This is a genomic window from Burkholderia sp. BCC1638 (genome assembly GCF_902833195.1).
In the GTDB taxonomy this organism is placed as follows: Bacteria; Pseudomonadota; Gammaproteobacteria; order Burkholderiales; family Burkholderiaceae; genus Burkholderia; species Burkholderia diffusa.
In genome coordinates this window covers 60,334-80,376 of the sequence record NZ_CADFEC010000020.1, presented here as the reverse complement: position 1 = coordinate 80,376, position 20,043 = coordinate 60,334, and the positions used below count along the sequence as shown (strand labels likewise).

21 protein-coding genes are annotated in these 20,043 nt (G+C 65.7%); 13 read left to right on the top strand and 8 right to left on the bottom strand.

The genetic code is table 11. The features are described 5' to 3' along the window. Positions 1-39 precede the first annotated feature (39 nt). Both rpsO and HWX22_RS22075 read right to left on the bottom strand, forming a co-directional pair. The gene (rpsO, locus tag HWX22_RS22080; protein ID WP_006398792.1) at positions 40-309 is read right to left on the bottom strand and encodes a 30S ribosomal protein S15; all 270 of its coding nucleotides are present in this window, start codon (positions 307-309) and stop codon (positions 40-42) included. A gap of 115 nt (positions 310-424) precedes the next feature. Then, the gene (locus HWX22_RS22075; RefSeq protein ID WP_175916388.1) at positions 425-1,684 is read right to left on the bottom strand and encodes a branched-chain amino acid ABC transporter substrate-binding protein; all 1,260 of its coding nucleotides are present in this window, start codon (positions 1,682-1,684) and stop codon (positions 425-427) included. 190 nt (positions 1,685-1,874) lie between these two features. Between HWX22_RS22075 and HWX22_RS22070 the strand changes: the two genes are divergently transcribed. The 3 genes from HWX22_RS22070 to HWX22_RS22060 all read left to right on the top strand — a co-directional run bounded on the left by HWX22_RS22070 (position 1,875) and on the right by HWX22_RS22060 (position 5,002). Then, positions 1,875-2,387, top strand: a complete 513-nt coding sequence (locus tag HWX22_RS22070; RefSeq protein ID WP_175916387.1) for a hypothetical protein — start codon at positions 1,875-1,877, stop codon at positions 2,385-2,387. Between the two features lie 386 nt (positions 2,388-2,773). Beyond that, positions 2,774-3,415 carry a carbonic anhydrase gene (locus HWX22_RS22065; RefSeq protein ID WP_175916386.1) on the top strand — a complete coding sequence of 214 codons (642 nt, stop codon included), beginning with the start codon at positions 2,774-2,776 and terminating at the stop codon, positions 3,413-3,415. A 36-nt stretch (positions 3,416-3,451) separates the two neighbouring features. Next, positions 3,452-5,002 carry a SulP family inorganic anion transporter gene (locus HWX22_RS22060; RefSeq protein ID WP_175916385.1) on the top strand — a complete coding sequence of 517 codons (1,551 nt, stop codon included), beginning with the start codon at positions 3,452-3,454 and terminating at the stop codon, positions 5,000-5,002. Between the two features lie 82 nt (positions 5,003-5,084). Here HWX22_RS22060 and HWX22_RS22055 read toward each other — a convergent pair whose 3' ends face one another. From HWX22_RS22055 to HWX22_RS22030, 6 genes are all read right to left on the bottom strand, one after another. Further along, positions 5,085-6,629: a 2-isopropylmalate synthase gene (locus HWX22_RS22055; protein WP_059533224.1), complete on the bottom strand. Its 1,545-nt coding sequence runs from the start codon at positions 6,627-6,629 to the stop codon at positions 5,085-5,087. Between the two features lie 324 nt (positions 6,630-6,953). After that, on the bottom strand, positions 6,954-7,826 hold the full coding sequence (pssA, locus tag HWX22_RS22050; protein WP_059533226.1) for a CDP-diacylglycerol--serine O-phosphatidyltransferase: 873 nt from the start codon (positions 7,824-7,826) through the stop codon (positions 6,954-6,956). A gap of 15 nt (positions 7,827-7,841) precedes the next feature. Next, positions 7,842-8,486 (bottom strand): phosphatidylserine decarboxylase, encoded by a 645-nt coding sequence (locus HWX22_RS22045; protein ID WP_059468119.1) that lies wholly within the window; start codon positions 8,484-8,486, stop codon positions 7,842-7,844. A 127-nt stretch (positions 8,487-8,613) separates the two neighbouring features. Beyond that, positions 8,614-9,630: a ketol-acid reductoisomerase gene (gene ilvC / locus HWX22_RS22040; RefSeq protein WP_059533228.1), complete on the bottom strand. Its 1,017-nt coding sequence runs from the start codon at positions 9,628-9,630 to the stop codon at positions 8,614-8,616. Between the two features lie 95 nt (positions 9,631-9,725). After that, the gene (gene ilvN / locus HWX22_RS22035) at positions 9,726-10,217 is read right to left on the bottom strand and encodes an acetolactate synthase small subunit (RefSeq protein ID WP_034207977.1); all 492 of its coding nucleotides are present in this window, start codon (positions 10,215-10,217) and stop codon (positions 9,726-9,728) included. A gap of 111 nt (positions 10,218-10,328) precedes the next feature. Next, complete coding sequence (locus HWX22_RS22030) at positions 10,329-12,092, bottom strand: acetolactate synthase 3 catalytic subunit (RefSeq protein ID WP_059689386.1); 1,764 nt, start codon at positions 12,090-12,092, stop codon at positions 10,329-10,331. Positions 12,093-12,444: 352 nt separating this feature from the next. Here HWX22_RS22030 and HWX22_RS22025 point away from each other — a divergent pair, with 352 nt between their 5' ends. The 10 genes from HWX22_RS22025 to HWX22_RS21980 all read left to right on the top strand — a co-directional run bounded on the left by HWX22_RS22025 (position 12,445) and on the right by HWX22_RS21980 (position 19,868). Then, positions 12,445-13,008: an RNA polymerase sigma factor gene (locus tag HWX22_RS22025; protein WP_059468121.1), complete on the top strand. Its 564-nt coding sequence runs from the start codon at positions 12,445-12,447 to the stop codon at positions 13,006-13,008. Next, positions 13,005-13,430, top strand: coding sequence for a DUF3619 family protein (locus HWX22_RS22020; protein WP_059533231.1), 426 nt, complete (start codon positions 13,005-13,007; stop codon positions 13,428-13,430). Before HWX22_RS22025 ends, HWX22_RS22020 begins: the two co-directional genes overlap by 4 nt. Positions 13,431-13,456: 26 nt before the next feature. Then, complete coding sequence (locus HWX22_RS22015) at positions 13,457-14,218, top strand: DUF3106 domain-containing protein (protein WP_175910876.1); 762 nt, start codon at positions 13,457-13,459, stop codon at positions 14,216-14,218. A 6-nt stretch (positions 14,219-14,224) separates the two neighbouring features. Then, the gene (locus HWX22_RS22010) at positions 14,225-14,737 is read left to right on the top strand and encodes an RDD family protein (protein WP_175910878.1); all 513 of its coding nucleotides are present in this window, start codon (positions 14,225-14,227) and stop codon (positions 14,735-14,737) included. A 281-nt stretch (positions 14,738-15,018) separates the two neighbouring features. Then, positions 15,019-15,957 carry a UDP-2,3-diacylglucosamine diphosphatase gene (locus HWX22_RS22005; protein ID WP_059533236.1) on the top strand — a complete coding sequence of 313 codons (939 nt, stop codon included), beginning with the start codon at positions 15,019-15,021 and terminating at the stop codon, positions 15,955-15,957. Between the two features lie 30 nt (positions 15,958-15,987). After that, on the top strand, positions 15,988-17,022 hold the full coding sequence (locus HWX22_RS22000; protein WP_059533238.1) for a glycosyltransferase family 1 protein: 1,035 nt from the start codon (positions 15,988-15,990) through the stop codon (positions 17,020-17,022). Then, positions 17,019-17,555 carry a diacylglycerol kinase gene (locus HWX22_RS21995; RefSeq protein WP_175910880.1) on the top strand — a complete coding sequence of 179 codons (537 nt, stop codon included), beginning with the start codon at positions 17,019-17,021 and terminating at the stop codon, positions 17,553-17,555. Before HWX22_RS22000 ends, HWX22_RS21995 begins: the two co-directional genes overlap by 4 nt. A 192-nt stretch (positions 17,556-17,747) precedes the next feature. Then, entirely contained in the window at positions 17,748-18,503 is a 756-nt protein-coding gene (locus tag HWX22_RS21990) for a TetR/AcrR family transcriptional regulator (protein WP_059820655.1), read from the top strand. Beyond that, a complete protein-coding gene (locus HWX22_RS21985) occupies positions 18,500-19,081 on the top strand; it encodes a TIGR00730 family Rossman fold protein (protein WP_059533245.1) in 582 nt (193 codons plus the stop codon). The genes HWX22_RS21990 and HWX22_RS21985 overlap by 4 nt, the downstream gene beginning before the upstream one ends. A 22-nt stretch (positions 19,082-19,103) precedes the next feature. Beyond that, positions 19,104-19,868, top strand: a complete 765-nt coding sequence (locus tag HWX22_RS21980) for an SDR family oxidoreductase (RefSeq protein WP_059533247.1) — start codon at positions 19,104-19,106, stop codon at positions 19,866-19,868. Positions 19,869-20,043: the final 175 nt, after the last annotated feature.

Genomic DNA, 20,043 nt, shown 5'->3' with positions numbered 1-20,043 from the left:
GGACTGACACAGGCATCTTGCTGGCGGCAATCGCCTCGATTACTTACGCAGACCCAGCTTCTCGATCAGCGCGCGGTAACGGTCGGCATCCTTGCCCTTGAGGTAGTCGAGCAGCTTGCGGCGGCGGCTCACCATGCGCAGCAGGCCGCGGCGGCTGTGGTGATCCTTCGCGTGGGTCTTGAAGTGACCCGTCAGTTCGACGATACGTGCGGTCAGCAGTGCGACCTGGACTTCGGGCGAGCCCGTGTCGTTGGTACCGCGGGCGAACTGAGCAACGACTTCCGACTTCTTGATATCTGCAACAGACATGTGATTTCCTTTGTTTCCTACTAACTGAACAGGCGGACACGGAAGAATGGCCGTGCCGTGACTTACAACCGGCGGGCATTGTAGCACAACTGCACGCCGTTCCTACCGCCCCCTGTCACGGGCGCGTCATCGAGCAGGTCGACGGCGTCTGGGTGCGCTGCGCAGGCACTGCGAGGATCGTACGGAAGCCATACCCCGAGCCCTCGTTGTCGAAGCGCACGCCCGGCGTGCCGGCCTTGTCCATTTCCATCACGTAAAGGGGCTGGATCAATTGATGATCCTGCGCGCGCATCGTCGACGCGTGGAAGCCGTCGTCGAACGACAGCCCCTCCAGCGCACGCGCCACCGCCACGGGGTCGGTCGAGCCGGCCCGAGTCATCGCCGCCGCGAGCATCTCGATCATCAGGCTCATGCGCCGCACCGGGTAATCGTCCTGAGCGGCGGGAAAACGGGTCCGGAACGCGCGGTAAAACGCGTCCGACTTCGCGCCGCCTGCGTTCGGATGCCAGTCCGCGACGGCCACCACCCGCCCGACGCCCGCATCGCCCAGCGCGGCAGGCGCGCCGAGGCTGTTGCCGTAGAACGTATAGAACTTCGCGTTCAGCCCCTGCTCGCGTGCCGCCTTCACGAGCAGCGTGAGGTCGTTGCCCCAGTTGCCGGTCACGACAGCGTCCGCACCGCTCGCCCGGATCTTCGCGATATAAGGCGAGAAATCCTTGATGCGACCGATCGGATGGAATTCGTCGCCGGCAATCGTCACGTCGGGACGCCGCTCGGCCAACGCTTGCCGCGCCAGACCGCTGACGTCGTGACCGAAGCTGTAGTCCTGGTTCAGCAGGTAGACCTTGCGCAGCGCGCGGTCGCGCGCCATCACGTCGGCCAGCGCGGCCATCCGCATCCCCGCGTGCGCGTCGAAGCGGAAATGCCAGAAGCTGCAGCGCGCACCGGTCAGCGCCGGATCGTCGGCCGAATAGTTGAGGAACAGCATCCGGCTGTCCGGATTGCGCGTGTTCAGCTTGTCGAGCGCCGCGACGAGCGCGGCAGCGACTGCCGAGCTGTTGCCCTGCGCGACGAAGCCGATGTGCCGGTCCGCCGCCGCGCGCAACTGCACGAGCGCCTCCTCCGGGCTGCCCTTGCTGTCGAGCACGACGAGTTCGAGCGGGTGCGCGCCATCGCGCAGTTTCACGCCGCCCGCCGCATTGACCTGTTCGACGCCGAAGCGGAGGTTGCGCTCGACCGCCGCGCCCGCGTTCGCGAACGGGCCCGACATCCCTTCTATCAGCGCGATCCGCACCGGCTCGCCTGCCGCGAACGCGCACGACGCCAGCGTCCACCCCGCGCTCAATGCGAGCGCGCATCGTTTCCACAGCTGCATCGGCTCCCTGCCCTTCAATCTGTCCGAGAAGCGCGGATCATAGGCCGCAGGCACTGCCAGCCGCAAGCGCGGCGCGAAGTGACGCCCCGACGACGCACTTCCCGCGATCCGCACCGATTTTTTCGGCATGATGCGCCGGCACGCGCCGTCCGTGATACAACTGAACAGTTAGAAAGCCTTGGAGAATCCCATGCCCATTCGCCTTACCGTGCGCCTGCCGGCGCTGGTCGCCTGCGCGGCGGCGCTGCTTGCCGGTTGTGCGCAGCCGTGGCAGCAATACCAGGCCGGCCAGGACGAGTCGGCGATCGTTGCGCGCATGGGCCCGCCGCGCGAGATCTACGACCTGCCCGGCGGCGGCAAGCGTCTGATGTGGCCGACCCAGCCGATGGGCGAAATCACCGTCGCGGCCGACGTCGACGCAGCCCATCGGATCGTTAACGTCCGCCAGGTGCTGCAGCCGAGCGAGTTCTATCGTGCGGAAATCGGCAAGTGGACCAAGACCGACGTGCTCGTCAATTTCGGCCGTCCGGTCGAGACGTCCTACTTCCCGCTGATGAAGCGCGAGGTGTGGACCTACCGCTATCTCGAAGACAATGTCTGGTACATGATGTACAGCTTCTACTTCGACCCGCAAGGCATTCTGCGCACCACGCAAAAAACGCCGGACCCGCTGCACGACCCCGACCGTCGCAACCTGTTCTGATCGGATCGATTGCGCATTTACGGGCAATTTTCACAATGGCCATTCACGAATTATTGCGTGAGTGGCCATTTCATTTTTTCCGTCATATTCGATTAATTTCCAATTCGACGCGGCAATCCTTTCCGATCGAACCTGTGCCGATCGCATTATGCGAAGCCCCGTGCCATGGGGCGCCAACGGGAAACAGGCATGCACGATACATGTCATGCGTTGGATTGGTGCATTTGATGCACCTCGCCAGATCCAGTTGAAACAATTTGTATCATTGGCACCAGACGTTAGGGCATACCCCTAATATCGGACGAAATTGAACCTTTCAATTTAGAAAGCATCATATTGCTCCACTTCGTCCGGTATCTGCTTGTCCTTATCACAAAGGAGTCCTCATGAATCGCCCCAAGAGCATGCTGGTTGCCAACATCGCCTGGGCCCGCGAGACGCACGAACACACGCCCGGCTTCTTCGATGCGCTCGCGCGCGGCCAGAACCCTCGGGTGCTGTGGATCGGCTGCGCCGACAGCCGGGTGCCCGCCGAAACCATCACGCACTGCGTGCCCGGCGAGCTGTTCGTCCATCGCAACATCGCGAACCTGTTCCATCCCGACGACGACAATTCGGCGAGCGTGCTCGAGTACGCCGTGCGCGTGCTCGAAGTCGACCACGTGATCGTGTGCGGCCACTACGGATGCGGCGGCGTGCGCGCGTCGCTGCTGCCGCCGCCCGCCGACCTGCCGCACGTCGCGCGCCGCATCGCGCCGCTATGCGCGCTCGCACGGCGCCATCGCGACTCGCTCGACGGCCTCGACGACACGGCGGCGGCCGACCGCCTGGCCGAGCTCAACGTCCTCGAACAAGTGCGGCTGCTGCGCGCTTCGCCGATCGTGCACGGCCGGCAGCGGCCGCCCCTCGTTCACGGCTGGATCTTTTCGCTCACGGACGGCCGCCTGAAGGAACTCGACTCCGGCTACACGGCACCACCGGCCGAAGCCGAACCGGAGCATGCCGCCATGGCCGCCGCGCTCGGCTGATCCGCCTCCCCCTACGCCAATGAAATCACCCCAACCATGAAACTGAACGAGCGCCTCTCCACCCTGCCGCGCGACATCGTCGCCGGCATCGTCGTTTTCCTCGTCGCGCTGCCGTTGTGTCTCGGCATCGCCAATGCGTCCGGCGTCGAGCCGTTCGCCGGGCTCGTGTCCGGCATCGTCGGCGGCATCGTCGTCGCGCTGTTGAGCGGCTCGTCGCTGTCGGTCAGCGGACCGGCCGCCGGCCTCGTCGTGATCGTCGTCGAAGGGATCGCGCAACTCGGCAGCTTTTCCGCGTTCCTGCTCGCGGTGCTGTTGTCCGGCGTACTGCAGTTCGGCTTCGGCATGCTCCGCGCCGGCCGCTTCGCCGCGTACGTGCCGTCGCCCGTCATCAAGGGCATGCTCGCGGCGATCGGCCTGCTGCTGATCGTTAAGCAGATTCCGTTCGCATTCGGCATCGGCGGGCCGGCCGCGCAATCGTTTGCGTCATGGCCGAGCCTGCCGACCGCCTGGGCCGCAACGGCCATCGCACTTGTCTCGCTCGCGCTGCTGATCGCCTGGGACACACCGGCGTTCAAGCGCTTCGGCCGGATGCGCTCGGTGCCCGCTCCGCTCGCGGTCGTCGTGTTCGGCATCGGCGCGACGCTGGTGCTCGGCGTCGTTGCGCCGTCGGTCGCGCCGGGCGCCGCGCATCGCGTCACGCTGCCGGAGCTCGAATCGTTCGCGGCGCTCGCGGCATCGCTGAAGCACGCCGAGCTCGGCCCGAACTTCGCGCAGCTCGTCAATCCGGACGTGTGGCGCGTCGCGATTACACTCGCGGTCGTCGCGAGCCTCGAGACGCTGCTGAGTCTCGAGGCGGTCGAACAGATCGACCCGAAGCGTCGCCCGACGCAGCCGGACCGCGAGTTGAAGGCCCAGGGCGTCGGCAATCTCGTCGCGGGTGCGTTCGGCGGGCTGCCGATCACGTCGGTGATCGTGCGCAGTTCGGTGAACGTGAACGCGGGTGCGCAAAGCCGGATGTCGGCGATCGTGCACGGAATCCTGCTGCTTGCCAGCGTGTTCGCGCTCACCGGGCTGATCAACCTGATCCCGCTCGCGAGCCTCGCGGCGATCCTGATCCACACCGGCTTCAAGCTCGCGAAACCGGCGCTGTTCCGCTCGGTGCTGAAGCAGGGTCCGGCCGCGTTCGTGCCGTTCGCCGCGACGATCGCGGGCGTGCTGGCGGTCGACCTGCTGTTCGGCATCGCCGTCGGCCTCGCGTGCAGCGTGCTGGCGGTCGCGGTCGCGAACCTGAAAAGCCCCGTCACGCTCGCGCAGCACGACGACCACTTCCTGCTGTCGTTCCGCAAGGACGTGTCGTTCCTCGGCAAGGTGCAGGTCAAGCATCATCTGCGGCACATTCCCGACCGCGCGGCCGTGATCATCGACGCAACGCGCGCCGACTACATCGACCATGACGTGCTCGAACTGCTCGACGCGTTCGTCGCCGATGCGCCGCGGCGCGGGATCGCAGTCGAATTCCGCCGCCGCAGCCCGGCGCCTCGCGCGGCCGCCCGCCGCTGGCTGTTCCGCGCGCCCGCAGCCGAATGAGCCGCGCATGAAAAAAACGCCCCGGGCGGCGCAAAGGCCGCACGGGGCGTTTCGTGTGCGTCGAGCGCTCGACGCGCAGCGCTTACGAGCGCTGCGGGTTGACCTTGTCGTCCTTCGAATGCAGCTTGTTCAGCGCCGAAATGTACGCCTTCGCGGACGCCGCGACGATGTCCGGATCGGTGCCGACGCCGTTGACGATCCGCCCGCTCTTCGACAGCCGGACGGTCACTTCGCCCTGCGCCTGCGTGCCGGTCGTGATCGCGTTCACCGAATACAGCAGCAGTTCGGAACCGCTGCCGACTTCGCCCTCGATCGCGTTGAACGTCGCGTCGACCGGCCCGTTTCCGCGCGCCTCGCCGGTCACTTCCTTGCCTTCGACCGCGAACACGATCTTCGCCTGCGGCTGCTCGCCCGTCTCCGAACGCTGCGACAGCGACACGAACTTGAAGTGCTCCTGCTCCTGCGCGAGCGCCGATTCTTCGGAGACGATCGCGATGATGTCTTCGTCGAAGATCTCGGCCTTGCGATCGGCGAGGTCCTTGAAGCGCATGAACGCGGCGTTCAGTTCGGCTTCGCTGTCGAGCGACACGCCGAGTTCCTGCAGGCGCTGCTTGAACGCGTTGCGGCCCGACAGCTTGCCGAGCACGATCTTGTTCGCGGTCCAGCCCACGTCTTCCGCGCGCATGATCTCGTAGGTGTCGCGCGCCTTCAGCACGCCGTCCTGGTGGATACCCGACGCGTGCGCGAATGCGTTCGCGCCGACGACGGCCTTGTTCGGCTGCACGACGAAACCGGTGATCTGCGACACGAGCTTCGACGTCGGCACGATCTGCGTCGTGTCGATGCCGACGTCGAGGCCGAAGTAGTCCTTGCGGGTCTTCACGGCCATCACGATTTCCTCGAGCGACGTGTTGCCCGCGCGCTCACCGAGCCCGTTGATCGTGCACTCGACCTGCCGCGCACCGCCGATCTTCACGCCCGCGAGCGAGTTCGCCACCGCCATCCCGAGGTCGTTGTGGCAGTGCACGGAGAAAATCGCCTTGTCCGAGTTCGGAATGCGTTCGCGCAGCGTCTTCACGAGGTTGCCGTAGAGTTCCGGCACGCCGTAGCCAACCGTGTCGGCGATGTTGATCGTCGTCGCCCCCTCGGCGATCACGGCCTCCAGCACGCGGCACAGGAAGTCGAGATCCGAACGGCTGCCGTCTTCCGGCGAGAATTCGACGTTGTCGGTGAACTTGCGCGCGAAGCGCACCGCGAGGCGCGCCTGCTCGAACACCTGGTCCGGCGTCATCCGCAGCTTCTTCTCCATGTGCAGCGGCGACGTCGCGATGAACGTGTGGATCCGCGAGCTGTTGGCCGGCTTCAGTGCGTCGGCCGCACGCTGGATGTCCTTGTCGTTGGCGCGCGCCAGCGAGCAGATCGTGCTGTCCTTCACCAGGCCGGCGATCGTGTGGATCGCGTCGAAGTCGCCGTTCGAGCTGGCCGCGAAGCCGGCCTCGATCACGTCGACCTTCATCCGCTCGAGATGCTTCGCGATGCGGACCTTCTCTTCCTTCGTCATCGACGCGCCAGGCGATTGTTCACCGTCACGCAACGTCGTATCGAAAATGATCAGCTTGTCTGTCATGGGGGCTCCAGGGCTCTTTATACGGGAATCAAACGTAATGAGATCGCGCCACCGCTGGCGACGCTCAACAACAGACGAGGCTTGACGGAGGGCGAGAACGGTCAGCGCGGCAGGCGCGCCAAAGCTAGCGCGCGTAGCGGCGCACCGGCTAGAAGGAGGGAGAGGCGGGAAAATGCAGTCATGCCGAAGACTATAGCGGCATTCCGCTGGGTGCGCAATCGGACGGCACCCGGGATGCCGGGCCGCGCCGTGCGAAAAAGGGGCAAATGAAAAACGGCGGCCCGGAATCACATCCGAGGCCGCCGTCGTCGGGCAGGTTGCGCGTCAGTGATCGCGCTGCGACGAGCGCGCGGGGTTCGCGCGTCCGCGCACGGCCATGTAGGCCCAAAACACGTAGCCGGACAGCCCGTACAGCACGAACAGGCAGAACAGCATCAACGGCGGATCGGACGACACGAGCACGAACGCGACGACGACCAGCAGGATCGCCGCGAACGGCACGCGGTGCCGCACGTCCAGCGCCTTACCGCTGTAGAACGGCGCGTTCGACACCATCGTCACGCCTGCGTAGATCGTCAGTGCGAACGCGACCCACGGCAGCCAGCCGAGCTTCATCGGCACGCGGTTGTCGGTCGCGAGCCAGACGAAACCGGCGATCAGCGCGGCCGCGGCCGGGCTCGGCAGCCCCTGGAAGAAGCGCTTGTCGACGACGCCGATGTTCGTGTTGAAGCGCGCGAGACGCAGCGCGGCGCCCGAACAGTAGACGAACGCGGCGAGCCAGCCCCAGCGGCCAAGATCCTTCAGCACCCACTCGTACATCACGAGCGCGGGCGCGACGCCGAACGACACCATGTCAGACAGGCTGTCGAACTGTTCGCCGAACGCGCTTTGCGTATGCGTCATCCGCGCGACGCGCCCGTCCATCCCGTCGAGCACCATCGCGACGAAGATCGCGATCGCGGCGATCTCGAAGCGCACGTTCATCGCCTGCACGACCGCGAAGAAGCCGCAGAACAGCGCGGCGGTCGTGAACGCGTTCGGCAGCAGGTAGATGCCGCGCGTCTTCAGGAACCGCTGGCGCGCGGCGCGGCGGCTCTCGATGGGCGCCGGGTCCTGCGCCATCACCTTGTTGCGGCGGAACGGGCGTGGCGCCTGGCCGGAGCCGTTGCGCGGACGACGCGGTTTGAATGCGGCCATCGTGCGTCCCGCCGCTTACTGTTCGAGCTCGGCGAGGATCGTCGACGACGCGTAGACCTTCTCGCCGATCGACACCTTCGCGCGGCTGCCGAGCGGCAGGTACACGTCGACGCGCGAACCGAAGCGGATGAAACCGTAGCGCTGACCGCGCGACAGCGGCTCGCCGGCACGCACGTAGCAGAGGATCCGGCGGGCGACGAGGCCGGCGATCTGCACGGCGGTGACGGTCTTGCCGCTCGCCGTCTGGATCACGACCGCATTGCGCTCGTTCTCGGTCGACGCCTTGTCGATCGCCGCGTTCAGGAACGCGCCGGGGAAGTATTCGACCTTGGTAACGGCGCCGTCGACCGGCGAACGCTGCGAATGGACATTGAAGACATTCATGAACACGCTGATCTTCAGCGCTTCGCGATTCGCGTACGGATCCTGGGTTGTCTCGACTGCGACGATGCGGCCGTCCGCCGGGCACAGCACCGCGTTCGGCTGCGCCGGAATCGGGCGCTGCGGATCGCGGAAGAACTGGACGACGAAGACGAGCAGCAGCCAGAACGGCCATGCGAAGCCGAAGCCCCCGACGGCGTGGATCAACAACGCGATGACGGCTGCAATCGCGATGAACGGCCAGCCTTCGCGCGCGATGATCGGATGAGGATAGTTCATGGGTTCGTTCGGTGTTCGGTGAATTGCAAAGCCCGTAGGATAGCAAAAGCCGCCCGGGGCACTGCTGCCTTCGGACGGCTTTTTGATACCGACCCTCCACTCGAAGGGCCGGAACAGCACGCGGTGCTTAGTTCTTCGTCTGGTCGACGAGCTTGTTCTTCGCGATCCACGGCATCATCGCGCGCAGCTTCGAGCCGACCTGCTCGATCTGGTGCTCGGCCGTCAGGCGGCGGCGCGACTGCAGCGTCGGCGCACCTGCCTTGTTCTCGAGAATGAAGCTCTTCGCGTATTCGCCCGTCTGGATGTCGGTCAGGCACTGCTTCATCGCCTTCTTCGTCTCTTCCGTGACGACGCGCGGGCCCGTCACGTACTCGCCGTATTCGGCGTTGTTCGAGATCGAGTAGTTCATGTTCGCGATGCCGCCTTCGTAGATCAGGTCGACGATCAGCTTCAGCTCGTGCAGGCACTCGAAGTACGCCATTTCCGGCGCGTAGCCGGCTTCGACCAGCGTCTCGAAACCTGCCTTGATCAGCTCGACGGTACCGCCGCACAGCACGGCCTGCTCGCCGAACAGGTCGGTTTCGGTTTCTTCACGGAAGTTCGTCTCGATGATGCCGGCACGGCCGCCGCCGTTCGCTGCCGCGTACGACAGCGCGATGTCGCGTGCCGCGCCCGACTTGTTCTGCGCAACCGCGATCAGGTGCGGCACGCCGCCACCTTGCGAGTACGTGCCGCGCACGGTGTGGCCCGGAGCCTTCGGCGCGATCATGATCACGTCGAGGTCGGCGCGCGGGATCACCTGGCCGTAGTGGACGTTGAAGCCGTGTGCGAATGCCAGTGCGGCGCCCTGCTTGATGTTCGCGTGCACTTCCTTCGCGTACACGTCGGCGATCTGCTCGTCCGGCAGCAGCATCATGACGACGTCCGCGCCCTTCACCGCTTCCGCGACTTCCTTGACCGACAGGCCTGCGTTTTCGGCCTTGCTCCATGACGCGCCGCCCTTGCGAAGGCCGACCGTCACGTTCACGCCGCTGTCCTTCAGGTTCAGTGCGTGCGCATGGCCTTGCGAGCCGTAGCCGATGATCGTGACTTGCTTGCCCTTGATGAGGGAGAGGTCAGCGTCTTTATCGTAGAAAACGTTCATGATGGTTCCTTCGCCAATTCAAAAATTCAACAATTCGTTCAGATGGAGTACTGCGGGCCGGGACATGACGGCGCACCCGGCGTGCCTGTTCGGCATCACACCTTCAGGATGCGCTCGCCGCGTCCGATGCCGGAGCTGCCGGTACGCACGGTCTCTAGGATCGCGGTCGCGTCCAGCCCCTGGATGAATGCGTCGAGCTTGTCGCTCGCGCCCGTCAATTCGATCGTGTAGGTCTTTTCGGTCACGTCGATGATGCGGCCGCGGAAAATATCCGACATCCGCTTCATTTCTTCGCGCTCCTTGCCCACTGCACGTACCTTGATCAGCATCAGCTCGCGTTCGATGTGTGCACCGTCGGTCAGGTCCACCACTTTCACCACCTCGATCAGGCGGTTCAGATGCTTCGTGATCTGTTCGATCACGTCGTCCGAGCCAATGGAAACGATGGTCAGCCGCGACAGCGATTGGTCTTCGGTCGGCGCCACCGTCAAGGTTTCGATGTTGTAGCCGCGTGCGGAAAACAGACCGACCACGCGCGACAGCGCGCCCGGTTCGTTTTCCAGCAGGACGGAAATGATGTGTCTCATGTTCGCTTCTTCCAGAATGTGTCCGTGTCGATTCACTCGCGCCGCGCGCCGCCCGGTGCCGCACCGCCCTTCGTGAAGGCGGCCGCTCCGGCCCCGGCGCGCGTCGCGCCGTTACAGATCTTCCGATCCGAGCAGCATCTCGGTGATGCCCTTGCCGGCCTGTACCATCGGCCAGACGTTTTCGGTCGGATCGGTCTGGAAGTCGAGAAACACGGTGCGGTCCTTCAGGCGCAGCGCTTCCTTCAGCGCCGGCTCCACATCCGAGGTCTTTTCGATCCGCATGCCGACATGGCCGTACGCTTCGGCGAGCTTCACGAAATCGGGCAGCGCATCCATGTACGAATGCGAATAGCGCTTGCTGTATTCGATCTGCTGCCACTGGCGGACCATGCCGAGATAGCGGTTGTTCAGCGAAATGATCTTCACGGGCGTGTCGTACTGCAGGCAGGTCGACAGTTCCTGGATGCACATCTGGATCGAGCCTTCGCCCGTGATGCACAGCACGTCGTCGTCCGGGTGCGCCATCTTGACGCCCATCGCTGCCGGCAGGCCGAAGCCCATCGTGCCGAGGCCGCCGGAGTTGATCCAGCGACGCGGCTTGTTGAAACGGTAGAACTGCGCGGCCCACATCTGGTGCTGGCCGACGTCCGAGCACACGAACGCGTTGCCGTCCGTCAGCTCCCATGCCTTCTCGACCACGTACTGCGGCTTGATGATCTCGCTGTCGCGGTCGAACTTCAGGCAGTCCTTCGAACGCCAGCCCTCGATGTCCTTCCACCATTGCGCGAGCGCCTCGGTGTCGGGGCCGTGCTCGGCCGTCTGCAGTTGCTCGATCAGCTCCTTCAGCACTTCCTTCACGTCGCCGACGATCGGGATGTCGACCTTCACGCGCTTCGAGATCGACGACGGATCGATATCGATGTGGATGATCTTGCGCGGACGCGACGCGAAGTGCGCCGGGTCGCCGATCACGCGGTCGTCGAAGCGGGCACCGATCGCGATCAGCACGTCGCAGTGCTGCATCGCCATGTTCGCTTCGTACGTGCCGTGCATGCCGAGCATGCCGAGGAATTTCTTGTCCGACGCGCGATAGCCGCCGAGGCCCATCAGCGTGTTCGTGACCGGGTAGCCGAGCAGATCGGCGAACTGGTTCAGTTCGCGCGCGGCGTCGGCGAGGATGATGCCGCCGCCCGTATAGATATAGGGACGCTTCGCCGACAGCAGCAGCGACACGGCCTTGCGGATCTGGCCCGAATGGCCCTTCGTGACGGGGTTGTACGAGCGCAGCGACACGCTCTTGACCGGCTCGTACTGGCACGGCGTCTTCGAGATGTCCTTCGGGATGTCGATCAGCACCGGGCCCGGACGGCCGGTGCGGGCGATGTAGAACGCCTTCTTGACGGTTTCCGCGAGGTCGCGCACGTCCTTCACGAGGAAGTTGTGCTTCACGCACGGACGCGTGATGCCGACGGTATCGCATTCCTGGAACGCGTCCTGGCCGATCGCGGCAGTCGGCACCTGGCCGCTGATCACGACCATCGGGATCGAATCCATGTAGGCCGTTGCAATGCCGGTCACCGCATTGGTGACACCGGGGCCGGACGTCACGAGACAGACGCCGACGTTGCCGGTGGAACGCGCATACGCATCGGCTGCGTGCACGGCCGCCTGTTCGTGGCGCACCAGCACGTGCTGAATCTTGTCCTGCTTGTAAAGCTCGTCGTAGATGTAGAGTACCGAGCCGCCGGGATAGCCCCAGATGAATTCGACGTTCTCGTCGGCCAGTGCCTTCATGAGCACGGTGGCGCCGATGGAGTCGCTATCGGGAGGGGAAAGGGGTTCCGACGTGGAGAATTCCGCGCTGGGCATGTTCATTTTGACCTTTCGAATTTTCGGCAAAAAATTGATCGGGTGCTCTCTGCCGGGCTTGTGGCTCGGGTTCAAGCGGCGCGTCCAGTTTGAAGGGCGGGCTTCTTGGGCCAGCCTCAAATGAGACCATCACTTCATGTTGCGAATCGTTGACGATAGCGGGTCATGATTGGGTCGTCAAGCAAAATATCCCGCAGCGCATCATGCGCCCCGCCCGGCGGCCCGCGGACGCTGCTCGCGCGCAACGTACCGAGCCGTCAACGGTGCCAAGTCGCGCGAAAATTTGTTAGCATCCGCGGGTTTTACGAAATTTTTCGACCTTTCACACGCCGCAGTCCGCAGCGCATACCTTTACGGAATGGCATCAGACAAGGAACTCGCCGACTTTCTGGCGGGCGTCGAAAGGCGCGCGTTCAAGCAGGCTGCGTACGCCGTGCGCGACGACGATGCGTCGCTCGACATCGTGCAGGACGCGATGATCAAGCTGGCGGAGAAGTACGGCGACCGGCCGGCGGCCGAGCTGCCGCTGCTGTTCCAGCGGATCCTGCAGAACGCGATCCATGACTGGTTCCGCCGGCAGAAGGTCCGCAATACCTGGGTGACGCTCTTCTCGTCGCTCAACAACACGGACGACGAAGACTTCGATCCGCTGGAAACGCTCGAGTCCGCGGATGACAACGCGGGCGTCGAGAGCACCGAGCACCGCCTCGAGCGGGAGCAGGTTCTGGCCCTGATCGACGAAGAAATCCAGAAACTTCCAACGCGTCAACGGGAAGCGTTCCTGATGCGTTATTGGGAAGATATGGATGTCGCCGAGACTGCCGCCGCAATGGGGTGCTCCGAAGGCAGCGTCAAGACGCACTGCTCGCGAGCCACCCACACCCTGGCGCAAGCGCTCAAGGCCAAAGGAATCACGCTATGAGCTCCGCTCCCGTAAATCGAGAACACGAATTCGCGCTGAAGGTCCGCCGCGCGCTGGACGAACGTGCCGCGGCGCTGCCTGCCGCGACCGCCGACCGTCTGGCCGTTGCGCGCCGGGCCGCGCTCGCGCGCAAGAAGCCGGAAGCCGCGACCGCGCCGGTGTTCGTGCCCGCCTTCGCCGGTGCCGCCGCCGCATACGGCACGCCGCCCGCGAGTCGCCCGCAGACGTCGTTCGCGCGCCGCCTGCTGCGCGCCTGGCCGCTCGCGCTGCTGCTCGCGGGGCTCGTCGGCATCGCGTACTGGGAAGACATGCAGCGCACTGCCGAACTCGCCGACATCGACGCGGCAATGCTCAGCGACGACCTGCCGCTCAACGCGTATCTCGATCACGGGTTCAACGCGTATCTTTCGCACGCACGCTAACAGAGAATAACGAGGGGATCGCTCGGGTGAGTCAGAAACGGGGCCTGGCCGTATTTTTCGGATGCGTGATCGCGATCGCCGTTTCCTACGTCGCCACCTATTCCCGATTCAACCCGCCCGCCGCGACGGTCTCCGCCGCGGCCAGCAACGCGCCCGCGCCGACCTCGGCCGCCGCGGGGCTGCCCACCGAACTCACCCCGCTCCCCCTGCCGCTGCCGGCCGCCAACGGCCCGCTGTCGTGGGCGCGCCTGACGCCCGCGCAACGCGCGGCACTCGCGCCGTTCGCCGATCAGTGGGACGGCTTCAGCGATGCACGCAAGCGCAAATGGCTGAAGATCGCGTCACGTTTCGCGAAATTGACGCCCGATGAGCAGAAGCACCTGCAGGACAGGATGTCCGAGTGGGCGCGGATGACGCCCGAGCAGCGCCGCGTCGCGCGCGAGAATTACCAGAGCGCGAAGGAGCTGTCCGCGCAGGCGCGCGAGCGTGCGTGGAAGGCCTACCAGCAACTTCCCGAAGAACAGAAGGAGCGCCTCGCCGCGACCGAGCGCCGTCGCCGGCCGAGCGTCGTCAGCGCGCCGCCGACGGTCGCCGACCGCGATGTGCGCCGCCTCGTCAATTCGCACGAGCATCCAGCGAGCAACGCCGCGCCGGCATCGGCGCCCGCCACGTCCGGCGGCGGCACGCCGCCCGTCGCGGCATCATCCACGTCAGGCACCGCACCCGCGCCTGCGACGGTCACGCCCGTCTCGCCGGCCGACGCGCCGTCGATGTTCAAGGGTTCCTGACCCGACGTGGCGAGCGCCCCCGCACCCAAGGCCCCGGCCGTCGTCGCCGCGCCGTCCGTGCGGCGACGCCTCGCCGCGATGCTGTACGAAGCCGTGCTGCTGTTCGGCATCGTGTTCTTCGCCGGCCTCGCATTCAGCCTCGCGACGCAGCAGCGCAACGGCCTCGTTCATCACAATCTCCTCGCCGCGTGGATCGCGCTCGTCGTCGGCGCGTACTTCGTCTGGTTCTGGACCCATGGCGGCCAGACGCTGCCGATGAAGACCTGGCGGCTGCGGCTCGAATCGTCGACCGGCCGTCCGCTGAGCGCCGGCCACGCGCTCGTCCGCTACGCGCTCGGGTGGCTGTGGTTCCTGCCGCCGCTCGCGCTGCATCCGCTCCTCGGCCTGTCGGTGCCCGTCACGCTCGCGCTGGCGGCCGCGTGGATCGTCGCATGGGCCGGCGCCGCCCGCCTGCACGCCGATCGCCAGTTCCCGCACGACCGCATCGCCCGCACGCGCGTCGTCGCGATTCCACGCTGACGCGGTGACGACGCGGTGACGCGCCGCGCGGTCCGCGCGACCGCGACCCGTTACGCGCGTCGGCGCATCCATCAGACGAAACCCCTCGAAGGCGCGATCACGGCCACCGCTCACGGCTTACCCGATCGCCTCAGGACGGTCGGTTCGGCAGATTACGCAACGCCGCCGCATTCACTGCTAAACACGCCGGAACGACAGTAATAAGAACGTCTCGTGACTGTCACGGCATGGTCACGCCCGCATGGCGCAATGCCGGTAATGTCAACCGGCGCGAGTCATGCATGGGCCAGAAAACGTCCGCGACCTCCCTGTTCCGTCAACCGCTCGGCGCCCGCGCCGTCACCGCCTTCCTGTCCGGCTCGGCCGCAACCGATGCCCTTTCGTCGCATGAGCCGACGGCCGCGCACGCCAGGCAGCACGACGACCCCGAGCCGTCCACCCATCGCTACCGCACGATCTGGCTGTCCGACATCCATCTCGGCTCGAGCGGCTGCCAGGCGCCGTACCTGCTCGACTTCCTGCGCCACAACGATTCGGAATACCTGTACCTCGTCGGCGACATCATCGACGGCTGGCAGCTGAAGAAGGGCTGGTACTGGCCGCAGGCGCACAACGACGTCGTGCAGAAGGTCCTGCGCAAGGCGCGCAAGGGCACGCAGGTGGTCTACATCCCGGGCAACCACGACGAAGGCGCGCGGCAGTTCTGCGACCTCGCGTTCGGCGACATCCAGGTGCGCGGCGAGGCATTTCACACGACGCTCGCGGGCAAGCGCCTGTGGATCGTCCACGGCGACCTGTTCGACGGCGTGATCCAGCACGCGAAATGGCTCGCGTATCTCGGCGACACGCTCTACACGCTGATCCTCGTGCTGAACCGCTGGTTCAACCGGATCCGCAGCCGGCTGGGCTTCCAGTACTGGTCGCTGTCGCAGTACCTGAAGCATCAGGTGAAGAACGCGGTGAACTTCATCTCGCAGTTCGAGACCGTGATGACCGACGAAGCGCGTCGCCGCGGCTGCGACGGCGTCGTGTGCGGGCACATCCACAAGGCGGAGATCCGCGACATCGACGGCGTGCTGTACTGCAACGACGGCGACTGGGTCGAGAGCCTGTCCGCGCTCGTCGAAACGATGGAAGGCGAGCTGAAGATCATTTACTGGACGGCGATGCGCGCCGCGCCGTCCGCAGCCCCGTCGCGCAAGGCCAAGGCCACCGCCTGACACAACTCCACTTACAGGACACATGCCGCGATGAAGATCATGATCGTCACCGACGCGTGGGAGCCGCAGGTCAACGGCGTCGTGCGCACGCTGAAGAGCACCTCCCGCGAACTCACCGCGCTCGGCCACCGGGTCGAAATGCTGACGCCGCTGGAATTCCGCACGGTGCCCTGCCCGACCTACCCCGAGATCCGCCTGTCGATCCTGCCGTACCGCAAGCTGCGCGCCCGGATCGATGCGTTCGCCCCCGATGCGCTGCACATCGCGACCGAAGGCCCGCTCGGCCTCGCCGCGCGACGCTATGCGCGCGCGCGCAAGCTGCCGTACACGACCGCGTATCACACGCGCTTTCCGGAATACGTGCAGGCGCGCTTCGGCATTCCGCTGTCGGCGACCTACAAGTTCCTGCACTGGTTCCACGGGCCGTCGCTCGCGGTGATGGCGCCGACCCCGGTCGTGAAGCAGGACCTCGAGAAGTTCGGCTTCACGAACGTCGTGCTGTGGACGCGCGGCGTCGACCTCGACATCTTCCGGCCGATGGAGTCGAAGGTGCTCAATACCGCGCGGCCGATCTTCCTGTACGTCGGCCGCGTCGCGATCGAGAAGAACGTCGAGGCGTTCCTGCGCCTCGACCTGCCCGGCTCGAAGTGGGTCGCGGGCGAAGGTCCCGCGCTCGCCGAACTGAAATCGCGCTATCCGGAAGCGAACTATCTCGGCGTCCTGTCGCAAGCCGAGCTCGCCAAGGTGTATGCTGCGGCCGACGTGTTCGTGTTCCCGAGTCGCACCGACACGTTCGGCCTCGTGCTGCTGGAGGCCCTCGCGTGTGGCACACCGGTCGCCGCGTACCCGGTCACGGGCCCGATCGACGTGCTCGGCGGGGGCGATGCCGGCGCGATGCACGAAGACCTGCAGGAAGCCTGCCTCGAGGCGCTCAAGATCGAACGCGAGACTGCCCGCGCATGGGCCGAGCGCTTCTCGTGGCGCGCGGCGTCCGAGCAGTTCGCGTCGCATCTGAAACCGCTGCCGAAGACTGCGTACTCGCCCGCCGAAGGTGCCGCCGTTTGAAACGAGACCTGAACGACAAGACCCCGCCCCCTGCCGCGACGGCACAACCGCATCGTCCGTTCGACGAAGAAGAGCCGCACGCCGACGCGGACGTGCACACGCACGAACCGCTCGGCCCCGACGATCGGCTTGCGCCGCTGCCGCCGAATCCGTACAAGCGCCACCGCGGCATCACGCGTGCGTGGTACGCGCTCAAGCATTCGCTGAACGGGTTTCGCGTCGCGATCCGCGAGGAGAGCGCGTTTCGCCAGGAGCTCACGCTCGCCGCGCTGATGCTGCCGATCGGTGCGTTCTCGCCGGTCCCCGCCGCATCGCGCGCGCTGCTGATCGCGTCGGTGCTGCTCGTGCTGATCGTCGAGCTGCTGAACTCGAGCGTCGAGGCCGCGATCGATCGCATCTCGCTCGAGCGGCACGAATTATCGAAGCGCGCGAAAGATCTCGGCAGCGCGGCGGTCACGGTCGCGCTGTTCGCGTGCGTGACGACATGGGGCTTCGTGCTCGGCCCGCTGATCGCACGCTGGCTCGGCTTCTGACGGCACCTGCGGCACCGCCTGCGTGCGGCGCCGCACCATGCGCCGAACGCATCGCGATCACGAAATGCGCCCGTTGTAAGGAAACCGCGGTTTATAATCGTCCGCCAGACTTAGAACAGCAACCCGCGCCGGACGAATCTCGCAGCATCGATTGCAGCGCCCGCCAGTCCGGCACACACAGGGCCGGACGACATGGAAGCGAAACCTCCCCGCCGCACCCGCGAACGGATTCTCGAGTTGTCGTTGAAACTCTTCAACGAGATCGGCGAGCCGAACGTCACGACCACGACGATCGCCGAGGAAATGGAAATCAGTCCAGGCAACCTGTACTACCATTTCCGCAACAAGGACGACATCATCAACAGCATCTTCGCGCAGTTCGAGCAGCAGATCGAACGGCGACTGCGCTTTCCCGAAGATCACCGTCCGACGATCGACGAAACCTGGTCGTACCTGCAGTACATGGCCGACTTCATGTGGACCTACCGGTTCCTGTATCGCGACCTCAACGACCTGCTCGCGCGCAACCGCACGCTCGAGACGCACTTCAAGCAGATCATCAGCCACAAGGTGCGCTTCGCGCACGACATGTGCGAGCTGCTCGTGTCCGACGCCGAAATGGTCGCGACGCCCGCCGAGATCGAAGTCATCGCCACCAACATGGCCGTGATCTCGACGTACTGGCTGTCGTATCAGTACGTGATGCACCCGCGCAAATACAACGACCAGGACGCGATCCGCGAAGAGCTGCACCAGGTGAGCATGCACGTGATCTCGGTCATGGCTCCGTACCTGCGCGGCCGTTCGCGCCAGCTGTTCGACGATCTCGTCTCCGGCAAGCTGCCCAAGCGCCAGTTCACCGACTACCTGCCGCCGCGCGACGGTTCGCCGCGCCCCGCCGGCAGCCCGGTCGCCGCCAAGCCCGCCGCGAAGGATGCGAAACAATGAAGGCAGTCTGTGTTTACTGCGGCTCGTCGTCCGGCGTGCGGCCCGTCTATGCGGACGCCGCGCGCGCGTTCGGCCGCGCGCTCGTCGATGCGGGCCTCACGCTCGTCTACGGCGGCGGCCGCGTCGGCCTGATGGGCGTGATCGCCGATGAAGTGATGGCGGCCGGCGGCCATGCGGTCGGCGTGATCCCCGAGTTGCTGGTCGACAAGGAAGTCGGCCATACCGGGCTGTCCGAGCTGCACGTCGTGCCCGACATGCACCATCGCAAGAAAATGATGGCCGACCTCGCGGATGCGTTCGTCGCGATGCCCGGCGGCGCCGGCACGCTCGAGGAATTCTTCGAGGTTTATACGTGGGCGCAGCTCGGCTATCACCGCAAGCCCGTCGCGTTGTACAACATCGATTCGTTCTACGATCCGCTGATCGCGCTGCTGCGCCACACGGTCGACGAAGGCTTCATGCGCCCGACCTACTTCGACGCGCTGTGCCTCGACGCCGAACCGGTCGCGCTGATCGAACAGCTGCGCCGCTACCAGCCGCCCGTCCGCGACAAGTGGGCGCCGGACGCGGCCAAGTAACGTCTATCGGGAGCCGCACGCGATGCCCGCACCGTCGTCCGAGCGCAAGGCCGTCCTCATCACCGGCGCGAGCCGCGGCATCGGCCGCGCGACCGCCGTGCTCGCGGCCGAGCGCGGCTGGGACGTCGGCATCAACTACGCACGCGACGCGGCGGCAGCCGAACTGACCGCGCAAGCCGTTCGCGACGCCGGCGCACGCGCGTGCGTCGTCGCCGGCGACGTCGCGAACGAAGCGGACGTCATCGCGATGTTCGACACCGTCGCGGCGGCGTTCGGTCGCCTCGACGCGCTCGTCAACAATGCGGGGATCGTCGCGCCGTCGATGCCGCTCGCCGACATGCCGGTCGACCGGCTGCGGCGGATGTTCGATACCAATGTGCTCGGCGCTTACCTGTGCGCGCGCGAAGCTGCGCGCCGGCTGTCCACCGATCGCGGCGGGCGCGGCGGCGCGATCGTCAACGTGTCGTCGATCGCATCGCGGCTCGGTTCGCCGAACGAGTATGTCGACTATGCCGGCTCGAAGGGCGCGGTCGATTCGCTGACGATCGGCCTCGCGAAGGAACTCGGCCCGCACGGCGTGCGCGTCAACGCGGTGCGGCCCGGCCTGATCGAGACCGAAATCCATGCGAGCGGCGGCCAGCCGGGCCGCGCGGCACGCCTCGGCGCGCAGACACCGCTCGGCCGCGCGGGCGAGGCGCAGGAGATCGCGGAAGCGATCGTCTGGCTGCTCGGCGACACGGCGTCATACACGACGGGCGCCCTGCTCGACGTCGGCGGCGGCCGGTAATCGCGCCCCCAAAGGCGGAAAAACGGACCGGCTGAAGCGGTCCGTGGTCACGACACCACAAATCTCCACAATATCGTGACCATTTCAGTAAACATCCGTAACAGTTCCGTGCTCTACTAGCGCCAAGTCAAAAAACAGCCGGTCATCCGGCTGTCATCTCGCTTTGATGCGACCC